Annotated in this window: 26 protein-coding genes and 1 pseudogene; 11 read left to right on the top strand and 16 right to left on the bottom strand. The window is 69.8% G+C overall.

Annotated features, from left to right (window positions below; genetic code table 11):
• The first annotated feature begins 82 nt into the window (after window positions 1–82).
• The 3 genes from ACIRRS_RS06935 to ACIRRS_RS06925 all read left to right on the top strand — a co-directional run bounded on the left by ACIRRS_RS06935 (window position 83) and on the right by ACIRRS_RS06925 (window position 2,171).
• Window positions 83–424, top strand: a complete 342-nt coding sequence (locus tag ACIRRS_RS06935) for a hypothetical protein (protein ID WP_402966152.1) — start codon at window positions 83–85, stop codon at window positions 422–424.
• Window positions 415–1,259 (top strand): IS5 family transposase gene (locus tag ACIRRS_RS06930; protein WP_402966150.1). Its coding sequence is split into 2 segments (ribosomal slippage): window positions 415–745 and window positions 745–1,259, totalling 846 coding nucleotides; the frame shifts between segments, so codons are not numbered across the junction. Before ACIRRS_RS06935 ends, ACIRRS_RS06930 begins: the two co-directional genes overlap by 10 nt.
• Before the next feature lie 300 nt (window positions 1,260–1,559).
• Window positions 1,560–2,171 (top strand): hypothetical protein, encoded by a 612-nt coding sequence (locus ACIRRS_RS06925; protein WP_402966148.1) that lies wholly within the window; start codon window positions 1,560–1,562, stop codon window positions 2,169–2,171.
• 49 nt (window positions 2,172–2,220) lie between these two features.
• Here the strand turns inward: ACIRRS_RS06925 and ACIRRS_RS06920 are convergent, their stop codons facing one another.
• The 5 genes from ACIRRS_RS06920 to ACIRRS_RS06900 all read right to left on the bottom strand — a co-directional run bounded on the left by ACIRRS_RS06920 (window position 2,221) and on the right by ACIRRS_RS06900 (window position 5,996).
• Window positions 2,221–2,880, bottom strand: a complete 660-nt coding sequence (locus ACIRRS_RS06920) for a nucleoside monophosphate kinase (protein WP_402966146.1) — start codon at window positions 2,878–2,880, stop codon at window positions 2,221–2,223.
• Between the two features lie 93 nt (window positions 2,881–2,973).
• Window positions 2,974–4,122 carry a methyltransferase domain-containing protein gene (locus tag ACIRRS_RS06915; protein WP_402966144.1) on the bottom strand — a complete coding sequence of 383 codons (1,149 nt, stop codon included), beginning with the start codon at window positions 4,120–4,122 and terminating at the stop codon, window positions 2,974–2,976.
• Window positions 4,123–4,368: 246 nt separating this feature from the next.
• Window positions 4,369–5,217 (bottom strand): helix-turn-helix domain-containing protein, encoded by an 849-nt coding sequence (locus tag ACIRRS_RS06910; RefSeq protein WP_402966142.1) that lies wholly within the window; start codon window positions 5,215–5,217, stop codon window positions 4,369–4,371.
• A 13-nt stretch (window positions 5,218–5,230) separates the two neighbouring features.
• Window positions 5,231–5,761, bottom strand: a complete 531-nt coding sequence (locus ACIRRS_RS06905) for a DUF6879 family protein (RefSeq protein WP_402966140.1) — start codon at window positions 5,759–5,761, stop codon at window positions 5,231–5,233.
• On the bottom strand, window positions 5,733–5,996 hold the full coding sequence (locus ACIRRS_RS06900) for a hypothetical protein (RefSeq protein ID WP_402966138.1): 264 nt from the start codon (window positions 5,994–5,996) through the stop codon (window positions 5,733–5,735). The genes ACIRRS_RS06905 and ACIRRS_RS06900 overlap by 29 nt, the downstream gene beginning before the upstream one ends.
• Before the next feature lie 360 nt (window positions 5,997–6,356).
• Between ACIRRS_RS06900 and ACIRRS_RS06895 the strand changes: the two genes are divergently transcribed.
• Both ACIRRS_RS06895 and ACIRRS_RS06890 read left to right on the top strand, forming a co-directional pair.
• A complete protein-coding gene (locus tag ACIRRS_RS06895; protein WP_402966136.1) occupies window positions 6,357–6,854 on the top strand; it encodes a hypothetical protein in 498 nt (165 codons plus the stop codon).
• Window positions 6,855–6,928: 74 nt separating this feature from the next.
• On the top strand, window positions 6,929–7,384 hold the full coding sequence (locus ACIRRS_RS06890) for a hypothetical protein (RefSeq protein ID WP_402966134.1): 456 nt from the start codon (window positions 6,929–6,931) through the stop codon (window positions 7,382–7,384).
• A gap of 225 nt (window positions 7,385–7,609) precedes the next feature.
• On the opposite strand, the gene ACIRRS_RS06885 is transcribed toward ACIRRS_RS06890, so the two are convergent.
• The 4 genes and pseudogenes from ACIRRS_RS06885 to ACIRRS_RS06870 form a co-directional block, all read right to left on the bottom strand.
• Entirely contained in the window at window positions 7,610–7,969 is a 360-nt protein-coding gene (locus ACIRRS_RS06885) for an ester cyclase (protein ID WP_402966132.1), read from the bottom strand.
• A 219-nt stretch (window positions 7,970–8,188) separates the two neighbouring features.
• Window positions 8,189–8,353 (bottom strand): annotated as a pseudogene (locus ACIRRS_RS06880) (GNAT family N-acetyltransferase); the annotation flags it as partial.
• 113 nt (window positions 8,354–8,466) lie between these two features.
• The gene (locus ACIRRS_RS06875; RefSeq protein ID WP_402966130.1) at window positions 8,467–8,838 is read right to left on the bottom strand and encodes a hypothetical protein; all 372 of its coding nucleotides are present in this window, start codon (window positions 8,836–8,838) and stop codon (window positions 8,467–8,469) included.
• A gap of 348 nt (window positions 8,839–9,186) precedes the next feature.
• Window positions 9,187–9,666 carry a DUF5959 family protein gene (locus ACIRRS_RS06870; protein WP_402966128.1) on the bottom strand — a complete coding sequence of 160 codons (480 nt, stop codon included), beginning with the start codon at window positions 9,664–9,666 and terminating at the stop codon, window positions 9,187–9,189.
• Window positions 9,667–9,946: 280 nt separating this feature from the next.
• Between ACIRRS_RS06870 and ACIRRS_RS06865 the strand changes: the two genes are divergently transcribed.
• The gene (locus tag ACIRRS_RS06865; RefSeq protein ID WP_402966126.1) at window positions 9,947–10,375 is read left to right on the top strand and encodes a DUF6210 family protein; all 429 of its coding nucleotides are present in this window, start codon (window positions 9,947–9,949) and stop codon (window positions 10,373–10,375) included.
• Between the two features lie 433 nt (window positions 10,376–10,808).
• On the opposite strand, the gene ACIRRS_RS06860 is transcribed toward ACIRRS_RS06865, so the two are convergent.
• Complete coding sequence (locus ACIRRS_RS06860; protein ID WP_402966124.1) at window positions 10,809–11,405, bottom strand: hypothetical protein; 597 nt, start codon at window positions 11,403–11,405, stop codon at window positions 10,809–10,811.
• Window positions 11,402–11,923 carry a hypothetical protein gene (locus ACIRRS_RS06855; RefSeq protein WP_402966122.1) on the bottom strand — a complete coding sequence of 174 codons (522 nt, stop codon included), beginning with the start codon at window positions 11,921–11,923 and terminating at the stop codon, window positions 11,402–11,404. Before ACIRRS_RS06855 ends, ACIRRS_RS06860 begins: the two co-directional genes overlap by 4 nt.
• A gap of 632 nt (window positions 11,924–12,555) precedes the next feature.
• Between ACIRRS_RS06855 and ACIRRS_RS06850 the strand changes: the two genes are divergently transcribed.
• Window positions 12,556–13,053, top strand: a complete 498-nt coding sequence (locus ACIRRS_RS06850) for a hypothetical protein (protein ID WP_402966120.1) — start codon at window positions 12,556–12,558, stop codon at window positions 13,051–13,053.
• Between the two features lie 49 nt (window positions 13,054–13,102).
• On the opposite strand, the gene ACIRRS_RS06845 is transcribed toward ACIRRS_RS06850, so the two are convergent.
• Together ACIRRS_RS06845 and ACIRRS_RS06840 are read right to left on the bottom strand one after the other, a co-directional pair.
• A complete protein-coding gene (locus ACIRRS_RS06845; protein ID WP_402966119.1) occupies window positions 13,103–13,651 on the bottom strand; it encodes a hypothetical protein in 549 nt (182 codons plus the stop codon).
• 10 nt (window positions 13,652–13,661) lie between these two features.
• On the bottom strand, window positions 13,662–14,078 hold the full coding sequence (locus tag ACIRRS_RS06840) for an ATP-binding protein (protein ID WP_402966118.1): 417 nt from the start codon (window positions 14,076–14,078) through the stop codon (window positions 13,662–13,664).
• Between the two features lie 169 nt (window positions 14,079–14,247).
• Here ACIRRS_RS06840 and ACIRRS_RS06835 point away from each other — a divergent pair, with 169 nt between their 5' ends.
• Window positions 14,248–15,078, top strand: a complete 831-nt coding sequence (locus ACIRRS_RS06835) for a Scr1 family TA system antitoxin-like transcriptional regulator (protein WP_402966117.1) — start codon at window positions 14,248–14,250, stop codon at window positions 15,076–15,078.
• Window positions 15,075–15,266, top strand: coding sequence for a DUF397 domain-containing protein (locus tag ACIRRS_RS06830; protein WP_402966116.1), 192 nt, complete (start codon window positions 15,075–15,077; stop codon window positions 15,264–15,266). The genes ACIRRS_RS06835 and ACIRRS_RS06830 overlap by 4 nt, the downstream gene beginning before the upstream one ends.
• Window positions 15,267–15,327: 61 nt before the next feature.
• Here ACIRRS_RS06830 and hrpB read toward each other — a convergent pair whose 3' ends face one another.
• Complete coding sequence (gene hrpB, locus ACIRRS_RS06825; protein WP_402966115.1) at window positions 15,328–17,835, bottom strand: ATP-dependent helicase HrpB; 2,508 nt, start codon at window positions 17,833–17,835, stop codon at window positions 15,328–15,330.
• On the bottom strand, window positions 17,832–18,698 hold the full coding sequence (locus ACIRRS_RS06820; RefSeq protein ID WP_402966113.1) for a class I SAM-dependent methyltransferase: 867 nt from the start codon (window positions 18,696–18,698) through the stop codon (window positions 17,832–17,834). Before ACIRRS_RS06820 ends, hrpB begins: the two co-directional genes overlap by 4 nt.
• A gap of 415 nt (window positions 18,699–19,113) precedes the next feature.
• Here ACIRRS_RS06820 and rpsA point away from each other — a divergent pair, with 415 nt between their 5' ends.
• Window positions 19,114–20,604: a 30S ribosomal protein S1 gene (gene rpsA, locus ACIRRS_RS06815; protein WP_402966111.1), complete on the top strand. Its 1,491-nt coding sequence runs from the start codon at window positions 19,114–19,116 to the stop codon at window positions 20,602–20,604.
• A 188-nt stretch (window positions 20,605–20,792) separates the two neighbouring features.
• Window positions 20,793–23,039 carry an MMPL family transporter gene (locus tag ACIRRS_RS06810; protein WP_402966109.1) on the top strand — a complete coding sequence of 749 codons (2,247 nt, stop codon included), beginning with the start codon at window positions 20,793–20,795 and terminating at the stop codon, window positions 23,037–23,039.
• On the opposite strand, the gene zapE is transcribed toward ACIRRS_RS06810, so the two are convergent.
• Window positions 23,036–24,082, bottom strand: a complete 1,047-nt coding sequence (gene zapE / locus ACIRRS_RS06805) for a cell division protein ZapE (RefSeq protein WP_402966107.1) — start codon at window positions 24,080–24,082, stop codon at window positions 23,036–23,038. The two genes, ACIRRS_RS06810 and zapE, sit on opposite strands and share 4 nt — an antisense overlap.
• Between the last annotated feature and the right edge of the window lie 6 nt (window positions 24,083–24,088).

Here is a 24,088-nt window from a genome sequence, read left to right as displayed (position 1 = left end):
GCGGAGACTGGCAAACTGCCCGGGCAGGCCTGCGAGTTCACCGCTGCCGTCCGCCGTCCATCACCTCTGGAGTCCCCGTCCCATGAGCGTCATGTGCCCCAGCTGCGGAGCGGCGGACGAAGCCGCCGCCGTGCACCGGCTCCTGCTGAACGACCAGAGCCCGCTCGACCTGCCGACGAGGGCACTGCTGTCGCTGCCCGCCCAACCCGGGCGCACGAGCGGGGGCGCGACCGTCCTCTTCCTCCTGGCGGGCGTCCTCGGGCTGATCAGCCTGCACGCGTTCCTCTTCGACCACGTCGGCGGCAGCGCCGCCTACCAGGCCGGCTACCACTTCGGCCCGATCGCCATCGCGGTGGTTCTGCTGGGGATCGGGCTAGGGCGTGTCCTTCGGATCATCTGGTCGTTGGTTGATGTGTGTCGTTGACCGATGCGCAGTGGGCGCGGATAGAGCCGTTGTTGCCGGATCGGACGCCGCGGCGGGGCGGGCGTTGGCGTGATCACCGGCAGGTGATCGACGCGATCGCGTGGAAGTACCGCACCGGGGCGCCGTGGATGGAACTGCCCCCGGAGTTCGGGTCGTGGAAGGGCGTTCACAACCGGCTGCGGACGTGGGCGGCGGACGGGACCTGGGAGCGGGTGTTCACCGCGCTCCTGGCGCAGGCCGACGCGGAGGGCGACCTGGACTGGGTCGTGGCCGTGGACTCGACGATCGTGCGCGCCCACCAGCACGCGGCCGGGGCCCGCCAAAAGGGGCCCCGGCCGGCGACCCGCACGACCACGCCCTCGGACGCTCCCGAGGCGGGCTGACCACGAAGATCCACCTCGCCGCCGACGGCCGCTGCCGCCCACTGGCGTTCGTCCTCACGCCCGGCCAGGCCGGGGACGCCCCCGGGTTTGAGCACGTCATGGCCGCCATCCGCGTGCCCAGGCCGGTGGGCCGTCCGCGCACACGCCCGGACGCGGTGCTCGCGGACAAGGCGTACTCCTCGCGCGCCATCCGCGCCCACCTGCGCGGCCGGAAGATCCGTGCGGTGATCCCGCAGCCCGCCGACCAGATCGCCAAACGCCGCAACCGAGGCTCACGCGGAGGACGGCCGCCCGGCTTCGACCGCGAGGCGTACAGGCAGCGCAACACGGTCGAACGCTGCATCAACAAGCTGAAGCAGTGGCGCGGCCTCGCCACCCGCTACGACAAGACCGCAACCGTCTACCGAGCAGCCCTCCACATCGCGGGCATCTTCATCTGGACCGCTCGGTGATCCACAGGAAACGACCTAGCCCTCCACGCCGACCACCGGAGTGGCCGCCGTGACGCGGACGAGCAGTGGCACCGGCTCGAACGGGCCTGGCGGGCAACCTGGTTCTGCCGCCGCTGCCGGGCCGCCTTCCTCCCCGCCGCTACGCAGGTGGTACCCGTGGCGTACTTCCCGCAGTGGACGGTGGACCTCGCACGGCGGCACGAACGCCCCGGGGCCTGATGTACTCCGCGAGCTGCCCGGCTGTCGGTCCGGCTCCCTAGAGTGCACGTAGAACCGCGACTGCCAAGGGAGTTCACCCCTGTGACCGACACCGAGGAAGAGGGCGACCCCTGGATCGTCGCCGCTTGCCCCGTCACGCCCGAACTGGCGGCGCGGATCGTCGAGTTCGCCGATCGCGACTGGGACGATCACGAGGCCTGCGAGCGGGCGCTCGCCGAGGCCGGGTGGGACACGACCGGGGAGGACGTGGGCGGGTTCGAGGAGTGGGCGCACTCACCGGCGGGTCACCACGTGTACGGGAGCGGCTGCTTCTTCATGCCGTTCGCGTACGAGTACGTCCTGGATCCGGATGAGGAGGCCCGGTGCGAGCACTGGGCGACGCTGCCGGGCTGGAAGAACATCGCCCAGCCCTCCGTGGACACCTTCGACGGCCAACTGGAAGCCGTCGTCGACCAGTTCACCTCCCTGCTGGGCCCACCCGACCACGACGTCACGCACGACTCCCGACCCGCGTTCAACCACCACTGGCGCTACCGGGTCTGGCGCCGGGGCGACAACGCCCTGGTCGTCGCACCAGGGCTGGACGGCTTCTCGTACTCGCAGTTCGAGCACCTCTTCGTCCAGATCCGCCCCCTCCCGGCAACGGCACCCCTCCCGGACCTCGACGAGCTGCCCGAGTTCTTCACCTGGTGAGCATCGTCCGGCGCAGGAAGTCGGCGGGGCCGACTTCCTGCGCTTCCTGCTACCGGTCCAGTCGGAGCGCGGCGAGTGCGCGCCCGGCCACCTCGTCGGGCGTGCCGTCGGCGTCGACCGTGACGAGGAGGTCCTGCCCGGCGTAGTGCTGGGTGATCGGCTCCAGCTCCGCTTCGCGGGACCTGAACCGACTGCGGAAGAAGTCCTCGTTGTTCTCCTCGCTTTGATAGAACTCACCGCCGCAGGCGTTGCAGACGCCCTCGACGGGGAGATGATCCACCGATGGCTCGAAGACGTGGGTCCGGTCGTCGCGGCAGAGCCGACGGCCCGCCCGGAGGCGGACGCGGCGCTCCACCTGCTCCTCGGAAGGGCGCAGGTCCACCACGCTGTCGAGGGGCATGCCGAGCTCGCGGAGCAGCGCGTCCAGAGCGAGCGCCTGGGCCTCGCTGTGCGGGTATCCGACGAGGAGGAACTCCGCACGGGCCAACCGGTGCAGGCGGTCGCGGAGGATCGTGGTGATGAGCTCGTCGGGGAACAGTGTGCCGGAGTTGATGATCTCCAAGGCTCGGACGCCGAGTTCGGTGCCCTGGGAAACGTGAGCACGCACGAGATCGCCGATGTGGATCTCCGGCACGGCCAGGGCCTTGGCCAGCGCGATGGCCGGGGTTTCCCGCATGAACACCGGTGGCTGGAAGAGGATGACGCGCATCGGTCCATCGCTCCTCGGCTCGGTTCTGATCTCGGATGACCGCGGAACCTGGACCGATCGCGCACCCCGGTTCGGTCGGTCACGGCGCCCAACCTACCCGGGCGGTCGGATCGGCCGGGCGGGGTCGTCGAGCCAGGCGTGCCAGCCGCTCGGGGTGACGGTCAGGCCGAGGCGGTCGACCCCGGGTTCGCCGGCCCGGTACCACCAGGTGAGCGTTCGTTCGAACTCGTCCCAGAGGTGGCGAGCGCCGCACTGGCGGACGGGGTGGATGGCCTCCCCGTCGCGGAAGGTGGCGGCGGACCAGGCCGGGGTGGTGAGGGAGTAGAGCCACAGGGTGCGGGCGCCGTCGCCGTGGGGTTGGACGGCGTGGGTCACGTCGCGCAGGTGCAGGCCGGCCGCGAGGGGGAAGGGGTCGAACCTGCCGTGGGGCGGCAGGGCGGTGGAGGTGGTGCTCTCGGCGACGGTGCCGCCGTCGGTGGGGTACTGCGGCCGGGGCAGGCGGTGGGAGCGCATCTTCATGAACTCCACCGGCTGGAGGAACGGCCCGCCGGCGGTTCCGTCGCCGTGGACGGTGAGGCGGACGAGGGCGTCGGCGTTGGAGTAGTGGGTGCCGAACGGCGCGAGGATCAGGCCGCCGGGGCGGGTCTGCTCGATCCAGGCGCGCGGGACGGCGCGCAGCCCGAAGGTGGCGATGATCCGGTCGTACGGTGCGTTGGCGCTCCAGCCGAGCGTGCCGTCCTCGCAGATGGCGGTCGGACGGTAGCCGACGGCGTGCAGGGCTGATCGGGCCCGGGTGTGGACCTGCCGGTCGACCTCGACCGTGGTCACGTTCGCGTCGCCGAGGCGGTGGCTCAACAGCGCCGCGTTCCAGCCGGTGCCGGTGCCCTGCTCCAGCACCCGCATTCCGGGCTCGACCCGGAGGTCGTCCAGCATCGAGGCGACGAGGGAGGGCATCGAGGCCGAACTCGTCGGAACCGTACCGGGATTGGTGCCCTGGTGCTCGCCGTCGTCCCACTGGGTGACGATCGGGACGTCGGCGGCGGCCGCGGCCAGCCACGCCCGTTCGTCCACGGTTCGGTCGAGGGCCCGGTTGGTCCCGGTGGCGATGTCGTGCGCCCAGATGAGGCCGGGAAGGAAGAGCGAGCGCGGAACGGCGCCGAAGGCGGGCGCCCACGCGTCGGCGACGGGGAAGGACCGCCCCGGCTGCGCGGGGCGGCCCTCCTGCTCGGGGGCGAGCGTCACTTGCGGTGTCCTCCGTCTCCGGGCGGGGTGCTGCCGTCGGGGGACGGCGGGTCGGGCGGCGGGGTCCACGGAGTGCCCGGGTGCTCGTCGCCGCCGTCGTCTGCGGTGATGTTCATGCGGAACTCCTTGTCGTCGTTGCCAACGCCCCGGTCGGGCAGGGTATTCAGCCCGTCACCGAGGGCGACGATCTGACGGTAGGGAGTGGGCGGAGGCGCGTTCAAGGCGATTGCGGGTGATTGCGGCGATTCACCCGAGGGAGTCGATCGCGTCGGCGATCAGGGCCCGGGCCGGCGCGCCACGGACGGCGGACTTCGCCAGTTGGGCGAACGCGCGGTGGTAGTCGGCGAGTTCGCGCTGCTGGGTCACGGTGATCTCGGCGGTCAGCGTCTCCACGCACGCCTGCCCGGTGTCGAAGAGGTAGAACGCCTCCAGCGGCCAGATCCGGCGTCGCGCCGTGAAGGGGATGATTCCGAGGGAGACGGACGGCAGCGGCATCACCGCCAGGAGATGGCCGAGTTGGCCGGCCATCGTCTCCGCGTCGCCGAGCCGGTAGCGCAGCACCGTCTCCTCCACGAGGACGACGAACCGGTGGCGGCCGTCGTGGAGCAGCCGACCGCGCTCGACGCGGGCGGCGACCGCGTCGGCCACGTCGTCGGGGGTGCCCTGGAACTCGGTGATCGAGCGCAGGAGTTCGGTGGCGTAGGCCGCCGTCTGGAGGAACCCCGGGACGACGTTGGAGACGTAGGCCCGGCACACCGTGGTCTCTCGGTGCCGGGCCAGCGACTCCTGCTGCACCTGTCGCATGCCCGTGCGATGCACCCGGCGCCACTCCCGGTACATCAGCTCCACCGCACGGAGGGATGCGATCAGGTCGGCGGCCTGGCCCTCCGCACCGCAGGCCGTGCACCAGGCGCTCAGATCGGCCTCGGACGGTGCCGACTTCCCGCCGAGGATGCGGGAGGTCTTTGAGGGATGCCAGCCGCACCGGGAGGACAGCTCCTTGCCGTCGATCCCGGCGTCCAGCATCAGCTCACGCAGCCGCGCGGCGAGCGCGACCCGCGCGGCCTGAGCGCTGGAGGAGGGCAAGGAAGACACGGATCGAGGCGGGTCAGACGGTGAACTGCTCGTGCGGGACGCCTAGTTCCCACACCGCATCGAACGCGGCGGCGCAGAGCTTCGCCACCGCAGGCTCCTCGGTGTACGAGGTGCGCGGGTCGGCCCAGTCGCCGTCTCCGGTGAAGTGGTTGAACCGTACGGAGCGGTCGTCGAACAGCCAGAAGTCGTTACCGGGCAGCGCCAGGCAGGAGGCGTTACGGCGGGGCAGCCAGCGGACCTGCTCACCGGCTGCGATGTTGACCGGGGTCATGGCGTGCAGGTACCGGGTGTAGGCCGTGACCGGCTCGGACACGATCCGGGCGCGGCGGACGGAGACACCTCGCGCGGTTGCCGCGCGCAACATTGCTGTCCAGTCGTGCCAGTACTCCGACTCCGGGTCGAGGTCGGATTCACCGGTCAGCCTGAACCGTTCGACGGCTTCGGCCTCGTCCGGGACGCGGTAGCTGTCGCGCAGCTCCAGGTGGACGGCTGAGAACCGGGCGGCTGCCAGCAGGTCAGAGAAGGCCATCGCGCTCTGCGTCATCGCACGCCTTTCGCAGGATAGGGATCATCCGGGTGGGAACCCAGACCACGGCCTCGTGACCCGGGATGCCGGCCTTGTGGCCCGACACCCAACTGCGCTCCCCGATCTCGACTTCCAGCGCCTCCTCGGCCTTCACGCCTTGGAGCACGAGCCTGCGGTTGGCGCGGTCCAGCCAGATCGTCGGCGAGCCCTCCTTGCCGGTCTCGGGATCGATCCCGATGAAGTCCAGTTCCACGACACCCTCCGGAGTCGGTTGCGGGCACGTGCGCGTCACGGTTCCGCAGGGCTGAGTGGCCGTCAAGGGCGCGCGGATGCAGTTGGGCGGCGCGCCGGGTGGGGTCTGTTGCGCAGGAAGTCGGCGGGGCCGACTTCCTGCTCACGCCGACCGTGTCGCGTTGAGGCGGCGTTGGGTGTGGGTGTGGGTGATGCGGGTGTCGGGGGTGGTGAGGAGGAGTTCGTTGGCAGTCATTCGAGCCGCCGGCCCGGAAGATCATGAACGGCCGGACGATAGAGGCAGGGACTGGCAAACTCCCTGTGCAGCCCTACGCGTTCATCGCCCCCGTGCACCGTCCATCACCTCTGGAGTCCCCTTCCCATGAGCGTCACCTGCCCAAGCTGCGGAGCGGCGGACGAAGTCGTCGCCGTACACAAGGCACTGCTGAATGACGACCGGCCCCTTGACCCGCAGACCAGGGATCTGCTGTCGCTGCCCACTGAACCCGGGCGTACGACCGGAGGCGCGATCGTACTCTTCGTCCTGGCCGGCGTCTTCGGCTTGCTCGGCCTGAGCGGGCTGCTCGCCGGTGATGCCGGCGGCGGCCACCGCTCCGGCGCTCTTGTCATCGCCGTGATCCTGCTGGGGATCGGACTCGCCTTCCATGCCGACCACCGAAGCCGTCGCAGTGACGCGGCTGATCAATGGCCCCAGACCTCCGAACAGTGGCTGCAACTCGAACGGGTATGGCGGGAAACCTGGTTCTGCCGACACTGCCAGGTCGCTTTCCTCCCCACCGCATCGCAGGCGATACCCGTGGCGCAGTTCCCGCAGTGGACAGCGGCCGTCGCGCGCCAGGACGACCGCCCCGGCGCCTGATCACCTGCGGAGAGGCCCGATGAGGCTGGAGTACGGGCGCTCTCCTAGGCTTTCAGCACCGATGAGGGAGGACAGTGGAGCTCACCACGCCAATTCCGGGGCGAAAGCTCGGGCCGTATCCGTTGAACGAGGGCGGAATCGCAGCCCTGCTGGCGCGTTATGAGTTCGGTGACTCCTGTCTCCGGCGTGTCGTCCTTGATCAGGAATACGGTGCCCGGGCAGCGCGAGGACGGGCCGTCAGGCTTGTGATCGACGCCAGGGTTGTCAGTGATGGGCTGCGCTGGGAGCCCGTGTGCCTGGATCTCGTGGACGTCCAGCGGTTTCGCATCGATGAGAGCGTCGGGTTCAGCTGGGTGCTCTACGAGGCACCGCTGTTCACGCGCTTCGATGGACTGTTGCAGGTGGATCTTTGCGCCGAGCGTTTTGACGGGCCACGGCCCGCGAGCTCCGGAGAGGTCTTTGAGGGATCGGAACTCGTCTTCGCGGCAGCAGGCGGCACTTGGAGCGCCCTGCATCCGTGGAGTAAGTAGACCCCGCCTCCAGGGCCTGTGTCGGATATCTGAAGTCGCCCGAACGGTTGACGCGGCCCCAGTGTTCGACTGTGTCCGGTGATATCGCGGCGGCAGGTGGGGCAGGCGCCGGCCCAGGTGGCGAGGAGCAACTGCAGCTCGCGGACGACTTCCTCGCCGCGTGCACGAGCGACCCGGCGAAGGAGCCAGTCAGAACACGAGCCCGTCTCCGATCGAGGTGGTGGGTCAGCGTGGTAGTTGGCTGACCGTGCTGCTGCCCCACAGTTCGGTGATTCGGCCCTCGGCAACCCTGAATATCTCCAGCATGGTTCCAGCAGCCGCGTCCGCGCCGCCAGCAGGCAGACCGTACACAGTGGAGCGCAGGGCCACCCGGTCGCCGTCCACCAGCACGTCCTCGACGACGGTTCGGGCGGTCGGACACGCCGTGAGCATTGCCGTCCAGGCCGCCTTCACGGCTTCGACGCCTCCCCGTAGCGGGTGGCTGTAGAAGCCGGGCGCGAAGATCTCGTCCGCAGCTGCGATGTCACGCGTGTTGAAAGCCTCGTGCATGCGCTGTGCGAGGTGACGAGGGTCAGGAATGGTCATGAGGCGCATCCTTACTTGTCGGCAGGTAAGGATTGTGCCACGGGCGGCTACGCGCCGTCTCGCCTGGGGGAAGGCCGGTCTGTCGGTCCATCAGCGGTTGGTCGCGGTTCAGGCGCACCGCCGCCAACCTGGCGAACACCCACGCGTTCACAGGGCTGGCGCAGGAAGTCGGCGAGGCCGACTTCCTGCGCGGATGTGCGGCCCGGTTCAGGCTCGCTGTCAGCTCTTGAGGAAGGAGTGGCTGCGGCCGAGCTCGGTGAAGCCGCGGCGGGTGTACCACTCGCGGGACCAGTCAGCCGCGTCGGTGAGGAGAAAGAGGTACGGGATCCCAGCTGTGGCGGCCAGTGCCAGGCCGGTGGCGAGCAGCGCGTCGCCGTGGCCCTGCCCACGGTGACTCGTCTCAGCGAAGTTTGACCGGTCTCACCGAAGTTTGACGGGCCGGTCTTTGTCTCATCGGACTTTGACCGCTGGTGGATCTGCGGGTGTGGTCGTTCGGGTCATTGCGGGTCCTGGGTGCTCGTGGCCGCTTCACGATCGGCGAGGAAGGCATCGAGGAGCTCGAAGAGGACCTTGATAGCCCGCTGCTCGTCCTCAGGCGGCAGATCCCACATGTTCTTCCAGCCGTGCGGCAGAGCGATGTGCAGGACGTGGCCCGGCCAGCCGTGGTTGCAGTCCCGACCGCGGCGGGCGACGAGCCACTCGTCCAGGCCCGTGAGAAGGCTCGGACCGCCGTGGCGGTCGGCGTACGTTTCGTAGCCGGCCAGGAACGCGGTCACCATGTGGAACGAGGCCTTGCCTACGAACATGCCTGGACGCTGACCGATGAAGGCGAAGTACTCGCGCTCGCTCATGTCGGAGGGGTGCTTCATGTGCCGGAGCCTATTGATCACCGCGTTTCACCGACAGGCCTGGCCACCGCCCGGTTCCTCAAGCAGTCCTGACGCGGTTCAGGAGATGTCGTTCTCGACTGCGTTGGGGTTCTCGTAGAGGGCGAGTTCTACCCGGGCTACTCGGAGTACTGGCCTCCGCCTGGCCACGCGACGTCTTGGGGCGACTGGCAGCCTCCCTTCTAGGCTGGGCGTGAACGGCCACGATGCCAACAGGCACCGACTGCTACCGCGCGAGTTCCGTAAAGCCCGCATGTCGGCGGCCGCCGTTGGCGATCATGGTGGGTGTCCGTCACTGATCTTCTGGTCATGTTGTTCCCTCAGTTCGCGCTACTGCACGTGGAGTTGGTCAAGTCGGCCGGTCGGCCGGTCCGTGTTCCACCGGTAGGCGCCGGGGGACGTCTCGACTACTTCGCCGGGCCATGTCCGCCGGACCTGCTCCACACGCTCGTGGTGATCGTTGATCCAGTTCTCGTCCGGACGGGCCCCGAGCATGGCGACGAGCCGGTCCGGATCGTCGACCGTGATCGAGAGCCAACCGTCCTCGTGCAGGTGGAGTCCGAGCGTCAGCCCGCGGTCGCCGCCGATGCAGGCGTTTCGTCCCGGTGCGAGGGCGGCCAGGTCCTGCTGCCACGCGTCCAGCTCGTGCTGGGAGAGGTAGACGTCCAGCCGGGCGTCGACGAAGCTCGCGGAGACGAGCACATTCGCATGCAGGGTGTCGTGGAACATCGGGTCACCGGGCTTGAAGCGCCCGGTGACCCGTACGATGCAGCGGTTCCCCTCCGCATCGGCGAGGTGAATCAGGTCCACCGGGACAGGGTTGGTCATCTCGCCGTCGCTCGCTCTCGTCATCCGGCCTTGCTCCGCATCCTGCCACCCGAGCCGCTGCCCCAACGTGACGCCTTCGCAGCGTGAGCTGTCTTGATGCGCCGGCCAGTGGAGTTGTCGGACTACTGGGTCAAGGGGGGACGAGGTCCGTTGCGCAGGAAGTCGGCGGGGCCGACTTCCTGCGCTGGGCCGTGTCTCGTCATCGATCGTGCGGGTGGAAAACGTCGTTGAGCATTTGGTCGGCGGCCGGAAGACTGCGGCCATGAGTCCTCGACGCTTCGTCTTCCTCGATCCTGACGGTGCGAGCGGCGGTGGCTGGCTGTATGCGGTGGTCGAGGCGCGGACGGGCGTCGTCTACCAGCAGCAGTACGGCGGAACTGCCGGCAGGCAGGGGCAGGTTGAAGGTTTCCGGGTGCCGCTGTTCGGCCCTGGTGAGCTGGAGGCGTTGCGCGAGCTGTTCGAGAAGCACTTCCGTGGTGCCGGCACCCGGGACCACGCGTGGCCGGACGACGGGCGGGGCAGGCTCCGCGAGATCGTCGGGACCATCCGCTACTGGGCATGCGACGGGACCACCGAGGAACCGCACCCCTTGAGGCTGGACGAGACCCGGATCCGTGAAGCCGATGAGGCCTGGGTGCCGGTGATCACGCCGGACGGCCCGGCGGTGCTGGTGTGGTTCAACTCGGACTGAACCCGGCGTACAGGTCGACTCTTCCGTCGGCCAACTGAGGGGAGGCCCCTCCAGACTGGATCTTTGGAGGGCAGAGGGCCTTTTCACGTCTCGCGAGAGCGCAGTCGGATGCTGACTCTTCGCGACTGTTCCAGCCCGTTCCTGAGTGCTCTGTGGTGATTGAGTGGCGACGAGCAGGCCCCCCGAAGGCAGGCCCGGAGGTACCTGTCCCGGACCCCGGGGCCGACAGCAGGAAGTCCCCTAGCGCGCTAGGGGACTTCTTCGCGGCGCTCCTGTGGCCACGGGTGGCAGTGCGTCTGTTCAATGCCGCTGTCGCCCCTACTGAACCGGTGCCGGGGGCTTGACCACGCTCGGATCGCTCGGATGAGCCGGCGGACCGGTGCGGGCCGACTCGATCAACTTCATGGCCTTGCAGCGCCCCTCGCCGCTCTTGCTAGCGCGGCTCCACCAGTTCAGGAGTTGGCACGGGGGCGGGCGGCACGCTTGGCGGTTGCTGGCCGGGGACGCTCGCACGATCAGGTTGCTGCTGGCCGCTGCCGCTGTGGCGCTGCCGCAGGACGAACAAGGCGACAACACCGATCATGGTCGGCCCCGCCAGAATCCCCGCCGACACCTCCTGCTTGTTTAGTGCTTCGATCACAGACCCGCAGAGCATTCCGGCGCAGAGGACGAATCCGGCCACGAGACCGCCCATGTAAAGACGGTGGGAACGCTCAGCCTGACGCTCCTGGGCTTCGCGTGCAGCTTGGCGCTCCTCAGCTTCGCGCGCGGCTTGGCGCTCGTGGGCTTCGCGCAAGGCTTGGCGCTCCTTAGCTTCGCGCGCGGCTTGGCGCTCCTTAGCCTCGCGCACGGCTTCCCGCTCTCGTTGCTTGTTGTCGAGTTCCTTCATTCTCTCCAGGTGAACGCGCTTGAGTTCGGGTTGCACCGCTGCTGTGGCGACCTTAAGGAATCCTGAGTCGAGTTTCGCCCATTGCCTCGCGATCTCCACAACGCTCGGTTCGCGGCCGGCGTCATGTTCAGGTGTCGTCACTGCTGCCCTCCACCGTCGCCGACCAGAACCACATCTGTGTCCCCTGGTGGCGGAGCCGGGGGCGGGCCCAGGGCCCGGAACAGTCGATCAAGTCCCTCCACCAGGTGGCGGGAAGCGGTTGGCATATCTTCGTCATCTGCCATCCGCGCAAGATCGGCATCTAGCTCGCCGAGCTGTGTCGAAAGCGCATCCGCAGGGTCCTCAGCGGCTTCCCGGACCAGTGAGGGTGCCGCCTGCCCGTACCCAGCGAGATCGGCGGAATCGACGGAGAGGCCGATCTCGCCGTCAACCAGCGCCCTGACAGGGTCCTCCACACGTGGAACGTGATGTTGCCGTGTCACCTGGCCCGACTTGGCTCGGCTCGGCTCCCTCGGTGGCCGCGAGGGGCGATGCGCCAAATGGACTAGGGACGACACCACGAGCAGCGCAACCATGAAGTACTTGGCTACCCCGAGGGCCCCGTGCAGGGCACCCGTGAAGCTCTTGACCGCCTCGAAGACCCCGTGCAGCAGGCTCAAGGACAAGGCAGGCCACCTCCCTCCCAAGTCAGGCCGGCTCTACGCCAAGCCTGCTGTGACGGCGAGGTTGTCCCCGGCAGGCGACAACCCGCGAACGGCGGCACGGGGTACGTGCTTCCAACGATGCTGTCACAAAAGCCTGTTGCCGGGAGGCAGGTTGCTTGGGCCTCTGGAAGAGCCGCGGCAGTAGCAGTCGCCTGGGGCCTGACGGGCGGTGTGATAATCGACTTAGCGACGCCGTGGGGCGGCCTCGCGCAACCGACACCGCCGCGCCTCAAGCTCCGGCGGATGCCAGGGCACTCCTGGCCTTCCAGGCCAGTAGCGCGAGCGCTCCACGGGGCTGGTGTCCTGCCCGCAGAGAGTCCGCAGAAGCGGGTCCTCGGGGACCCCTCCGGGCGCTCTGCCTCCAGCTCGAAGAGGACGACGATCCCTGCCATACCTCCACCACGAGCACTGATTCTCGGGACTGCACATTCAAGGCGCGCCTAGGGAGTGGGCAGGTCGAGGGCATTCTCTGACGACATGTCAGAACAGGGTCGAAGGGGTGCTGGTAGGACGCTCGGGGCACTTCTGGCGTGGTTGTGTGAAATCCAAAGCGACAGGAAGTTCGAATACGCGTCTGTGAAGACGTGATGGACCTCTGGGATTTCGTCGACTGGGTAGAGGTCAATCCCGTGCTCGGCTACGACGCCGAAACTACCGGACTCAACTGGTGGGACCGGGATAGGGACTTCCGGTGTCGACCGGCCCAGTTCGGAAACGCCACGGAATCTTGGGTCCTGCCAGTCGAGATTGACCCCGAATTCGCTGAGGCCGCTGCGTGGGCTCTGAGGACGGCCCACCGGGTCATCGCCCACAACGCCAATTTCGATGCCCACGTTGCTGAGGTCACTCTCGGGGTCACTCTGGAGGAGCTGGCTCCCCGACTCCTGTGCACTAAGATCAGCGCCCATCTCGTCGACCCTAGGGCCGTTAAGGAACAAGGCCCCGGCCTCAAGCTCGAAGAGCTGACAAAGCACTACATCTCTGCCGATCTCGCAACTGGGGTCAAGAGGAGCACGACTCGAATAGCCCAGCGCTACAGCTCGGACGATAGCTCGTGGGTCCGGAATGGGAGCGGACGGAGGTAGGGGCCAGGGGGTTGGTGCGGTGGAAGTCGGCCCCGCCGACTTCCTGCGCCTATGTCGTCCGGGTGGCGTTGAGGCGGCATTGGGTGAGGGCGTAGGTGAGGCGGGTGTCGGGGTTGGGGGTGGTGAGGAGGAGTTCGCCGGCGTGGGTGAGAGTGGTCCAGTAGTGGGTGGAGTCAAGGGAGTTGGGGTGGGTGGTGGTGAGGGAGAGGTAGGCGGTGGTGAGGTTGCCGGTGGTGATCCAGCGGGTGAGGGCGTGGTGGCGGCCGGCGCGGATGGCGTTGTGAGTGGTGATGGCGGTGGTGAGGAGGTCGGCGATGGCCTGTTCGCGGTCGTCGAGGGGCTTGGGGATGTCGAAGACGCCGAGGGCTTCGAGGAGTTCGCCGGTGTCGGCTTCGGAACCGGGGCGGGGGTTGGCGAGGAGGGCGTGGTAGCAGTCGTCGAGGCGGTGGTTGGCTTCGGTGGCGGGGATGGTGAGGGCCGCGCACACGGCGCGGGCCGAGCGCAGGGGCTGGCGGGTTCGGCGGGCGAGGTTGGCGTAGGTCTCGGCGGGGGTGGCGCCGGTGTGGAGGAGGTGGCGGGCGGTGAGGGCGAGTCGCACGGGGCGCTCCTCAGGTGGTGGGGGCGACGAGGGCCCAGACGTACTTGCCGATCCCGCCGGCTCGGGGGCAGCAACCCCAGCGCTCGGCGAGCTCGTTGACGAGGAACAGTCCACGTCCGCGCTCGTCGTCGGACTTCGCGGGTCGGAGAGCGGGGCGGCCGGTGCCGGCATCGTGGACTTCGATGCGCAGGAGGTCGTTCACGAGGGAGATGCGGATCTCGATGTGGCGGTCGTCGGGGGCGTCGGAGTGCTGGACGGCGTTGGCGAAGAGTTCGCCGAGGAGGAGTTCGGCGGTGTCGAAGTAGCGGTCGCCGGTGGAGAGACCGGAGAGGTACGCGCGGAGCAAGTGCCGGGCGAACGGCGTGGATTCGACGTCGGAGGAGAGGCAGGCGGCGAACGTGCGGGGGCGGCAGCAGGTTGCGAGCATGGCGAAGTTCCTCAGGGGGCAGGTGGGGGCGCAGGGTAGTGCGCGAATCGCGCCCATGCGCAGCGTCACTCCGATCCGTAGCGCTACGACTACCCGGAGTGCCCACTTTCCTCTAGGCTTCTGAGCTGTTCAACTTGTCGCCATTGTTTGATTGGTGGGGTGGACCGCCGTGAACAAGCGGGAACTTGATCCGCAGGCCTCCCCTGCGGCTGAGTTTGGGGCATTCCTTCGTGAGCACCGCGAGCAACGAGGGTGGATTCAGGAGCAGCTTGCAGAGCTGGCCGGTTGCACGTCGTCTCACATCTCTGCTCTAGAAAATGGTCGCAGAAGACCAACTCAACGCATGTCGATGGCACTTGACAGAGCGTTCGGCACATCCCAGGCGGGCACGTTCAAGCAGAGGGCAAGTGGCGTCAAGTACAGCGCTCTGCTGGACGGGTTCGGCGAGTTCGTCACCCACGAGCATCGGGCGGTCGAGCTGAGGCTCTTCGAAGTCGGAATCGTGCCCGGCCTGTTGCAGACGCGGGAGTACGCAACGGCCATCGCGGCGGGTGCTGTGCGTCGGAGGACCATCACGCAGGACCAGGCCGATGAGCGGGTGCGTGTCCTCATAAATCGCCAGGCCGGTGTGCACCGGGAGCGGCCGCCGATGATTCACGTGGTCATGGATGAGAGTTGCATCCGACGGATTGTGGGTGGGGGCGCCGTGATGGCGGCTCAATTGGACCATCTGGTCGGCTTGGCCGATGAGCCCAACGTGAGGCTTCAGATCGCTCCGTTCCTGCTCGGTGAGGACAGGGCGTTCGATCTTCCGGTGTCCATTCTGACGTTGCCGGATCGATCGCTGATCTCGTACGCGGAGAGTGCGCACCAGGGGCGTTTGGAGCGGGACCTCGGGGCGGTGGCCGCTGAGTTGGCGGCCTACTATCAGCTTCAAACGCATGCTCTATCACAGGCGGACTCGGTGGCGATGATCCGCGAGGTACGGAGGCAACTATGACCCTCGACTGGTTCAAGTCCAGCTACAGCAGCAACGGTGGACAGTGCATCGAGGTATCCGGCAGCGTGCCTGGAGTCGTTCCCGTTCGTGACTCCAAGGACTCCGAGGGTCCGGCCCTGGCCTTCCCCGCCGAGGCCTGGCGATCGTTCGTCGCGGCCGTTCGCGCTGGCGAGTTTGGCGACGTCTGACGCACCCGAGAAGTGTTCGAGACCCCACTGCCCGTTGGAGGGCAGTGGGGTCTTTGTCTTGCTACTTCCTCGCGTTGGTGCGGCGGGTTGGCTCAGCTGTGGTGGGGTCTTCGGGCCAGGGGTGGCGGGGGTAGCGGCCCCGCAGATCCGCTCGTACGGCCTTGTAGCCGGATTGCCAGAAGGAGGCCAGGTCGCTGGTCACAGCTGCGGGGCGGCCGGCGGGGGAGAGGAGGTGGATGGTGACGGGGACTCGTCCGCCCGCCAGGGTGGGGGTGGTGGTCCAGCCGAAGAGTTCTTGCACCTTGGCTGCCAGGACCGGGCGGTCGGTGCCGTAGTCGACGCGGATCTTGGAGCCGGACGGGACAGTGAGGCGTTCGGGGGCCAGCTCGTCCAGGCGGCCCGCTTCTCCTGTGGACCAGGGGAGGAGGCGTTGGAGGGCCGCCGTTGTGTCGATACGGGCGAGGTCGGATCTGCGGCGGGCGCGGGAGAGTTCGGGGTCCAGCCATTCGTCGGCGCGGGCGAGCAAGGCCTCGTCGGAGACGTCGGGCCAGGGCGCGCCGAGGGTGGTGTGCAGGAACGCCAGGCGCTCGCGGAGGTTGGTGGGGAAGGTGAGGAGGCTGCTGACGCCTTCGCGGGTGAGACCTTCGAGGAGGGCGGCGCGGATGAGAGTGGGAGTGGGGCGGTTCAGCGGGGTTGAGGACAGTTCGATGGCGCCGAGCGAGTCGACCTGACGGGAGACGACCTCGCCCTGGCGGGTGTCCCAGCGGACTTCCGAGCGCGTGGCGAGGAGCGCCGCACCGGCGAGGCGGGCGGTGTCCTCGTCCATGGCCGCCGCGTGGCGGATGCGGGCGGACGGCGACCCCGCCGGGCGGTCGGCGACGGCGATGGCGAGCCAGGGGTGGTGGCCGAGGCGCGTATCAGGGGCGAGGTCGGCGGCCGTGCCGGAGGCCATCAAGTACGGGCTGCGTTCGCCGGGTTCGGGCTTCTCCACGCGGGCGCGGGCGATGCGTTCGGGGAAGGCGAGGGCGATGACGAGTCCGGCCGCAGTGGAGTCGGGGAGGGACGTGATTCCTTCTCCCGAGGTGGCGCGTTCGAGTCGGCGGACTTCGTCGCGCCAGCGGGAGGAATAGGGGTCCTGCGAGGAACGTACGGCGCGCCAGACGGCGGTGAGGTCGTCGCCGAGGGCACGCGGAGGCTCCTCCGAGAGGAGGGCGACGATCTCGGCGGCACGCCGCGCGCCCACGGCGGGCGCCCCGTCCACCAGCGCCCGCCCGAGGCGCGGGTGCAGCCCCGTACGGGCGAGCCGGATGCCGCGCGGGGTCGCCCGCCCGTCGGCGGAGACGGCGCCGAGCGCGAGCAGCGTCTGCCGGGCCGCCGCCATCGCGCCCGCAGGCGGCGCGTCGGGCAGGGCGAGCCCCGTCGCGTCCGAGTCGCCCCAGCAGGCGGCCTGGAGCGCGAACGAGGTGAGGTCCGCGAGGGCGATCTCCGGTGTGGGGAAGCGTGCCGCCCGCGCATCCTCCGCCTCGTGCCAGCAGCGGTACACCGTGCCCGGCGCCTCGCGCCCGGCGCGCCCCGAGCGTTGGCGGGCGGCGGCGAGCGAAGCGCGTACGGTCACGAGAGCTGACAGGCCGCGTGCGTGGTCCGTACGCGGCTCGCGCGCGAGCCCGGCATCCACGACGACCCGTACGCCCGGCACGGTCAGCGATGACTCGGCGACGGCGGTGGACAGGACGACCCGCCGTGAGGTGGAGGGGGTGAGGGCCGCGTCCTGGACGGACTGCGGTGCCCGGCCGTGGAGTTGGAGCACGTCGCACGGAAGGTCCGACAACTGTCCGGCCACGCGGGCGATTTCGCCGACGCCGGGCAGGAAGCACAACACGTCCCCGTCGTGCGAGGCGAGGGCCCGCCGCACGACCGAAGCCACGTGGTCCAGCAGCGCGAAGTCCACCCGCGTCCCGTGCGCCGGCCGCACCGCACGCGCCGGTGGCGCCCACTCGACCTCCACCGGGTGCGACACCCCGTGCGCCTCCACCACCGGTGCCCCGCCGAGGAGTTCGGCCCAGGCGGCGGTGTCCGAGGTCGCGGAGGCGCAGACCAGCCGCAGTTCCGGCCGCAGCGCCGCCCGTACGTCGAGGAGGAAGGCGAGCGCGGTGTCGGCGTCGAGGTGCCGTTCGTGGCACTCGTCGAGCACGACCACGTCGACCCCGGTCAACTCCTGGTCCCGCTGGAGCCGTTGCAGCAGCACGCCCGTCGTGACGACCTCGACGACCGTCGAGGGCCCGACCTTCCGCTCCCCGCGCACGGTGTACCCGACTTCGCGCCCCACCGACGAGCCGAGCAGCCACGCCATCCGCCGCGCGGCGGCCCGTACGGCGAGCCGGCGTGGTTCGGCGACGAGGACGCGCAGGGAAGGGCCGGTGCCGAGCAGCCCGGCCAGCGCGAGCGGCACGAGCGTCGTCTTCCCCGTCCCGGGCGGAGCCGCCAGCACCGCGACGCCGCCCGACTCCAGCGCATCCGAAAGGGCCGGCAGGGCGGAGCGGACGGGCAGTTCCCGCCACGCAGGGTTCACGAACGCTCCGCCACGAAGATCGCCGTCCCCGGGATGAGCCGCCCGCGCAGCGGGGACCAGCCGCCCCACTCCTGCTCCAGCCCCTCCGGCCACTCCGGCTCGATCAGGTCGAGCAGCCGGAACCCGGCCCCGACCAGCTCCCGTACCCGGTCCCCGATCGTCCGGTGGTGCTCGACGTAGCTGGCGCGCCCCTGCTCGTCCTCCTCGACGTACGGGGTGCGGTCGAAGTACGAGGAGATCGCCGTCAGTCCCTCCACCCCCGGCTCGTCGGGGAACGCCCAGCGGATCGGGTGGGTGACCGAGAACACCCAGCGCCCGCCGGGCCGCAGCACCCGGTGCACCTCGCGCATCAATCTGGCGGTGTCGGCGCTGAACGGCACGGCCCCGTACGCGGAGCAGGCGATGTCGAACGACTCCGGGGCGAACGGCAGCACCGCCGCGTCGGCCTGGACGACGGGTACGGGGGAGGCCCCCCGTGCGAGGTCGATGCGCAGCGAGTGCTGGAGCTGCCGGTGCGAGATGTCCAGGGCGACGGGCCGCGCCCCCTGCGCGCGCAGCCAGCGCGAGCACTGGCCGGCGCCCGCCCCGATCTCCAGGACGTCGCGACCGTCGACGGCGCCCAGCAGCCGGGCGGAGGCCTCGTCCAGCCCCTCCGGGCACCAGGTGAACCGGTCGTCGCCGAGGAACTCCCCGTGCTCGTCCTGGTATTCGTCCGCGTTGCGGTCCCACCAGTGACGGCTGGCGCGGCTGCTCTCGCCCGTCCCCGCGGCCCGCCTTACCGCGTCGTCGCCGCCGTCGTCAAGATCGTGGAGCTCGGGCAGGGGCTCGGACTGGGGGGTGGTGGCCACGGTGATAATGCCCATCGCGTAGGGTGTGGACTGCGGAAGCGCCGCTGCCGCGACCCGGCCCGAGAGGTCCGAGTCCTGGCGGTGGCATCCGGGGAAGGGCCCCTCCGGGGGTGCCGCCGCGAGGTGCGCTATCGGAGGATATGGCCTGATCCGTACCGGGCTCCACCGTCTTGCCGTCCTTCGGCATTGACCGTGCCTGGCCGTCCCCGTATGCTACAAGTTGCGCTGCGGGCCTGCGCGCCTCGGACGGAGCAGGTCGCGCTCGCATTCTGTCGAAGACCCCACGGTCGCGAGACGGACGCCGGTTCCCCGTACTCACGGGATTTCCGGTGTGCCGTTTTCCTGGCTGTCCGGCTTTCGGTGGGAGCGATACGGGCCCTCCGCGTGGCATTACCTACGACTTCATGTCCGTACCGGAGCCCTTTTCCTAATGACGAGCCCCACCGACTCCTCCCTCAGCACCACCCCGCAGGTCGCGGTCAACGACATCGGCGACGCGGAGGCCTTCCTCGCCGCCATCGACGAGACCATCAAGTACTTCAACGATGGCGACATCGTCGAGGGCGTCATCGTGAAGGTCGACCGTGACGAGGTCCTCCTCGACATCGGTTACAAGACCGAGGGCGTCATCCCGTCCCGCGAGCTCTCGATCAAGCACGACGTTGACCCCCACGAGGTCGTCGCCGTCGGTGACAACATCGAGGCCCTGGTTCTCCAGAAGGAGGACAAGGAGGGTCGTCTCATCCTGTCCAAGAAGCGCGCTCAGTACGAGCGTGCCTGGGGCACGATCGAGAAGATCAAGGAAGAGGACGGCATCGTCACCGGTACCGTCATCGAGGTCGTCAAGGGTGGTCTCATCCTCGACATCGGCCTCCGTGGCTTCCTGCCGGCCTCGCTCGTCGAGATGCGCCGCGTCCGCGACCTCCAGCCCTACGTGGGCAAGGAGCTCGAGGCCAAGATCATCGAGCTGGACAAGAACCGCAACAACGTGGTCCTGTCCCGCCGTGCCTGGCTGGAGCAGACCCAGAGCGAGGTCCGCCAGACCTTCCTCACCACCCTCCAGAAGGGCCAGGTGCGCTCCGGCGTCGTCTCCTCGATCGTCAACTTCGGTGCCTTCGTGGACCTGGGTGGCGTCGACGGCCTCGTGCACGTCTCCGAGCTGTCCTGGAAGCACATCGACCACCCGTCCGAGGTTGTCGAGGTCGGCCAGGAGGTCACCGTCGAGGTTCTCGACGTTGACATGGACCGCGAGCGCGTCTCCCTGTCGCTGAAGGCGACCCAGGAGGACCCGTGGCAGCAGTTCGCCCGTACCCACCAGATCGGCCAGGTCGTTCCGGGTAAGGTCACCAAGCTGGTTCCGTTCGGTGCGTTCGTCCGCGTGGACGAGGGCATCGAGGGTCTGGTCCACATCTCCGAGCTGGCCGAGCGCCACGTCGAGATCCCGGAGCAGGTCGTCCAGGTCGGCGACGAGATCTTCGTCAAGGTCATCGACATCGACCTCGAGCGTCGTCGCATCAGCCTGTCGCTCAAGCAGGCCAACGAGGCCCTGGGTGCCAACCCGGCCGAGGTCGAGTTCGACCCGACCCTGTACGGCATGGCCGCCTCGTACGACGACCAGGGCAACTACATCTACCCGGAGGGCTTCGACCCCGAGGCGAACGACTGGCTGGCCGGCTACGAGAAGCAGCGTGAGGAGTGGGAGCGCCAGTACGCCGAGGCGCAGACCCGCTTCGAGCAGCACCAGGCCCAGGTCATCAAGAGCCGCGAGGCCGATGCCCAGGCCGCCGAGGAGGGTGGCGACGCCGTCGCCGCCGCCGCGGGTGGCTCGTACTCGTCCTCCAGCGACGAGGGTGCCGGCGCCCTGGCCTCCGACGAGGCCCTGGCCGCCCTGCGCGAGAAGCTGGCCGGTGGCCAGAGCTGAGGCTCTCGCTTCCCGCTAGCGGATAGCTAGGGGAGGGGCCCTGTTCGGATTCACGAATCCGAACAGGGCCCCTTTCGTTTTCCCCTTTCGTTTTCCGCCCTTTCTTATGTGTGGTTTATGTGAAGGAAAGTGTGATGTGAGGCTCATCGGCCTTCTCTAGGCCGGGAGTTCGGTTCCACCTACATTGAGTGGAACTGCCCGAAAGGCTCCTCATGCGCAACCCCTCCTCCGCCGCCCCCGACGCCGTGGTCGGCGGCCGGCTGGCCGCGATCGGCCGGTTCTGCTTCCGCCACCGCCGCTGGGTGCTCGGCTTCTGGGCCGTGGTCCTGGTGGTCGGCGTGCTGATCGGCGGCCGGGTGTTCGAGGGGTCGGTGGCCGGGGCCTCCTCCGCCGGCTCCGAGGCGGACCGGGGGAGTGCGGTGGTCGCCGCGGTCGATCCGTCCGAGGGCACCGTCACCGCGGTCGTCGACAGCAAGCAGGCGGGCAGGCCGGTGGGCGACCCGGCCGTACGGGCGGCCGTGGAGAAGGCCACCGCCGAGATCGCCGCCCTGCCCGGGGTCACCTCCGCGACGGACGCGTACGGGCCCGGCCCGGCGAGCGCCGCCCTGCGCTCCGCGGACGGCACGGCGAGCCTGGTGACCGTACGGATGGCGGACGGCGCCACCACCGCCCAGACCGACGCCGTCGCGAAGCAGCTGGCCGCCCTGGACGGCGCGGGCGGGGCGCACGTGACCGTGGGCGGGGACCTCGTGCTCCAGCAGGAGGTCAAGAAGCAGACCGAACGGGACACCCGCTTCGGCGAGATGGTGACCCTGCCGCTCACCCTGGTCGTGATGGTGCTGGTCTTCGGCGGCCTGGCGGCGGCCTCGCTGCCGGTGATCGGGGCGGTCGCCTCGGTGGGCGGGGCCCTGCTGGCGATGTTCGGTTTCAGCCGGATCATGGACATCGACACCAGCGTGCTGCCGATCGCCACCGTGCTCGGGCTCGGGCTCTCGATCGACTACGCGCTGCTCATGGTGAATCGTTTCCGCGAGGAACGCGGCCACGGTGCGGGCATCGCCGCCGCCGTGGAGCGCACCGCCGCGACGGCCGGGCGCACCGTCGCCTTCTCCGGGCTGACCGTCGCCGTGGCGCTCTCCGGCCTGTTCGTCTTCACCAGCCCGGTGCTGGGGGCGGTGGCCGCGGCGGGCGTGAGCGTGGTGGTGATCGCCGTGGCGGCGGCGCTCACCCTGATCCCCGCGCTGCTCGGCTTCGCGGGCTCGCGGATCAAGGCGCCGGCGAAGCCCGTCGCGGACGAGGGGTTCTTCAGCCGGACGGTCCGGCGGGTCAGCAAGCGGGCCGTGCCCGTCTCGCTGGCCTGCGTCGCGCTGCTGATGGCCGCCGGGGCGCCCTTCTTGCACGCCGAGATGCGCAGCTCCGGCGCGGCCGTGCTGCCCGCCTCCTCGGCGGGGCGGCAGGTGGCCGAGACGGTCGACCAGCGCTTCCCGCAGGCCTCGGCCGCGCCGATCACCGTGGTGGTCGAGGCGGACGCGAAGGCGGCGCAGGCCTACGCGGACACGGTGGTGGCCAAGCTGCCGGGCGTCAGCGGGGTCCGGGCGGTGACGCCGGTGGGCGGTTCGGTGTCGACGGTGGACGTGCTGGTGCCCGGGGATCCGCAGGGCGGCGGGGCCAAGCAGGTCGTGGAGGAGCTGCGGGCGGACCGGGGCGGGCTGACCACGTACGTCACCGGCGGCGCGGCCTCGGTGGTGGACTTCCAGGACGAGCTGTCCTCGCGCGGCCCCTGGGCGCTGGGGCTGGTCGCGGCGGGGACGCTGGTGCTGCTGTTCCTGATGACGGGCTCGGTGGTGATGCCCGTCAAGGCGCTGCTGATGAACCTGCTCTCGCTGGGCGCCTCGCTCGGTGCGCTGACGCTGGTGTTCCAGGACGGCTGGTTCAGCGGGCTGCTCGGGTTCAGTCCGACGGGCGGGCTGGAGACGTTCATCCCGGTGCTGGTGTTCGCCTTCGCGTTCGGGCTGTCGATGGACTACGAGGTGTTCCTGCTCGCCCGGATCAAGGAGCTGCACGCGCGCGGGTACGGCTGCCGGCGGGCGGTGGAGCTGGGGCTGCAGCGCAGCGGTCGGATCATCACCTCGGCGGCGCTGCTGATGGTGATCGTCTTCGCGGGCTTCGCGGCCGGGGACATGCTGATGGTCAAGCAGATGGGCATCGCCCTGGCCGTCGCGGTGGCGGTGGACGCGACGCTGGTGCGCTCGCTGCTGGTGCCCGCCGCGATGACCTTCTTCGGCGAGTTCAACTGGTGGGCCCCGGCGCCGCTGCGGCGGCTGCACCGGCGGTTCGGGCTGAGCGAGCACGTGGAGCTGCCGGAGCTCGGGCAGGCGCCGATCCCGGGGCAGCGGGACGGCGCGAAGGCGGAGGACCTGGTCGGGGCGCCCTAGGGGGTGCGGAGCAGGGCGAGGCGGCTGGCCGTACGGTCCAGGTCGCGCTGGAGCGGGGAGCCCGGGTCCAGGCCGATCATCGGATCGGCACCGATCAGAATCAGCCGGATGTCGCGGTCGCAGCAGACGTCCACCAGATTGGCGAAGCGCTGACGGCCGTCCGCGCCGGCCTCGAGCAGCGGCGGCACGCCGTCCAGGACGAGGGTGGGGAAGCGGTCGGCGAGCGCCAGGTAGTCGGGGACGGCGGTGCGGCCCTCGCAGAGCGCCTCGAAGGAGAACCAGACCAGGCCCTCGCGCACGGCCCGGGCGGGCAGGTCGCGCAGGTGGGCGGGGGCCGGGGCGGCCTCCTCGGGCGAGGGCGGGGTCAGGCCGAGGGAGGGCTCGCGGCCGGCGGGCAGCACGGCTCCGGTGGCGAAGCGCAGGGCGGCGGAGCGCTCCCCGGCGGGGGCCAGGCGGCGGAAGTCGACCGGGCCGGCCACGTCGAGGACGTCCATCCGCTCCTCGATGAGCGCGATCGTCGGCTCGAAGAGGTGGTGGTAGATCGGGTCGGGGAGCAGCCCGGCGGGCGGGTAGTTGGACGTGGTGACCAGGGTGATCCGCCGCTCCAGCAGGGTGCGCATCAGGCGGGCCATCAGCATCGCGTCGCCCGCGTCGTGGGCGTGGAACTCGTCGAAGACCAGCAGGCGGCAGTCGCCGAGCAGGTCGTCGACCGCCCGGTCGACGGCGGAGACGTCCGGGGCGGAGTGCCGGGCGACGCCCTGGTGGAGGCGGCGGAAGAAGTCGTGGAAGTGCAGCCGCCGCTTGTGCGGGGTGGCGAGACCGTCGAGGAAGGTGTCCACCAGCCAGCTCTTGCCGCGCCCGACCGGGCCCCACAGGTACAGGTGGCGCGGCGGGCGGCGCAACCGCCAGGCGGGGCGGGCCAGTTCGCCGGCGAGCCGGGAGAGGCGCTCGGCGGCCGCGAGTTGGGCGGGGGCGAGGGTGAATCCCCGCTGGTCGGCGGCGCGGTGGAAGTGGTCGAGCATGGCCCGGGACGGCTGTGTCACGGGGTC

This window comes from Kitasatospora sp. NPDC101183, from assembly GCF_044767945.1.
GTDB lineage: Bacteria > Actinomycetota > Actinomycetes > Streptomycetales > Streptomycetaceae > Kitasatospora.
The sequence above is the reverse complement of the archived record's forward strand: the minus strand, read 5'-3'. Positions and strand labels throughout refer to the sequence as shown.